Origin of the sequence: Streptococcus intestinihominis, assembly GCF_046824975.1 — a bacterium.
Classification (GTDB): domain Bacteria; phylum Bacillota; class Bacilli; order Lactobacillales; family Streptococcaceae; genus Streptococcus.
In genome coordinates, this window is sequence record NZ_JBKQBL010000001.1 from 262,506 (window position 1) to 263,962 (window position 1,457).

4 pseudogenes are annotated in these 1,457 nt (G+C 38.8%); 1 reads left to right on the forward strand and 3 read right to left on the reverse strand.

The features are described 5' to 3' along the window. The 3 pseudogenes from ACLOR3_RS01365 to ACLOR3_RS01375 all read right to left on the reverse strand — a co-directional run. Window positions 1-265 (reverse strand): annotated as a pseudogene (locus ACLOR3_RS01365) (transposase); the annotation flags it as partial. A 148-nt stretch (window positions 266-413) separates the two neighbouring features. Continuing rightward, window positions 414-747 (reverse strand): annotated as a pseudogene (locus ACLOR3_RS01370) (diacylglycerol/lipid kinase family protein); the annotation flags it as partial. A gap of 3 nt (window positions 748-750) precedes the next feature. Beyond that, window positions 751-894: pseudogene (locus ACLOR3_RS01375) on the reverse strand (IS982 family transposase); the annotation flags it as partial. A gap of 350 nt (window positions 895-1,244) precedes the next feature. Here ACLOR3_RS01375 and ACLOR3_RS01380 point away from each other — a divergent pair. Continuing rightward, window positions 1,245-1,457 (forward strand): annotated as a pseudogene (locus tag ACLOR3_RS01380) (DUF1269 domain-containing protein); the annotation flags it as partial.

The window sequence follows — 1,457 nt, forward strand, 5'->3', positions numbered from 1 at the left end:
TTTCTAAATTTTCAGCACGATAAATCATTATAAATTGCCCCAGAATAACCGCTCTATCTGCTCGTTTCACTTTACTAGCTAGATTTCGACTAATATGAATTAAGCAACATTGTTGTTTAGCTAATGGGTGAGCCTGACTGATAATCTGCTCAAGCCCCTTAAAGCCATCTGTAACTACAAGAGAAATCTGTTGGATTCCTTGGTTTTGAAGCTTGTCTAACAGGGTGGACCAAGAAGCATTGTTTTCTTGAGGCAACTGTGCATAGCATATCTCTATGCGACTAAAGTCGCTAGAGCTATCCTAATTGCGCACCGCCAGTTCTCATAGAAAAAAACACCTTGCAAGATGCAAAGTGTTTTCGTTTGTATTCTGCTGTCCAGCAACGAATTAACGTTTAGAGAACTGGCTAGCTTTACGAGCCTTTTTCAAGCCTGTTTTCTAGTATTTTTATATCTATTGGCAGATTATCCGACTTATCCCCATCAACATCTGACTCTAACTCAACCTCTGAAGAAATCCTAATATTGCGTACTTTGATATATTCGATATTATTGTTACCTACTAGATCCCCTTTTTAATAAATCTGGGATAGCCGATAATTTAGAAATGATGGATGAATCCTTTAAAATCAAGATATTTCCATATTCATCTGTATTTTCATCAAATAGTTTTTTGTCTGCATAGTAATTGGATAGAAGAACTAAGACCTGAGTAGCTTCACCTTCATAATTGCCATTTTTGCTTTCAAAAGGTAATAATTGCTTGTTCATAGCTTGGCGAATCAGTTGCACCAGCCAAATTAATTGTCTTGACCGACGAATAAAGCGACTTCTTTCAAGGATTCGACCATAAGGAAACAGTTGGCAGATTCTATAAAAGTGTCGATGTGATTCGGCACGCTCATCAGACTCGCTACACAGAGCTGGTACATAATATCTGCTATAATTTTCTGGAAGATTTGGTCAAGCGGTCTTTTAGCCGTGTGACAGGCATACAGGAAAAACACTATTTATTTACTTTTTGCACGGGAGGCTTTAAGATGTTGCTGGACGCCTTTCTTGATAATCACTCAGAGTCGCCAGAGTGTCTGGGCTGGGATATGGCAAAGATATACCGCTGCCTGAAACTGTTCTTTGACGCTGATAAACGCGACATATCAATTAAAATGTCGCACTAAAATGATTGAAAAGTGATTGAAACTGTATTATAATGAACGTATATATTTAGAAAAGAGGTACTAACTATGGAAAACCTAGTAGTTTCAGTCTTTAACACTGAAAGCGAAGCTTATCAGTCCTTTGCGGATTTGAAGGCTTTCCGCCAAACTCAGACGACCAAGGTTGCTCAAATCGCCTTGGTCAAAAATGAAAACGGTCACATCGTTGAAAAAGAACGCTATGACTTTGAAGATTCAACGACGGATGCAACCCTAGAAGGTGGCTTGCTCGGTGCAGTT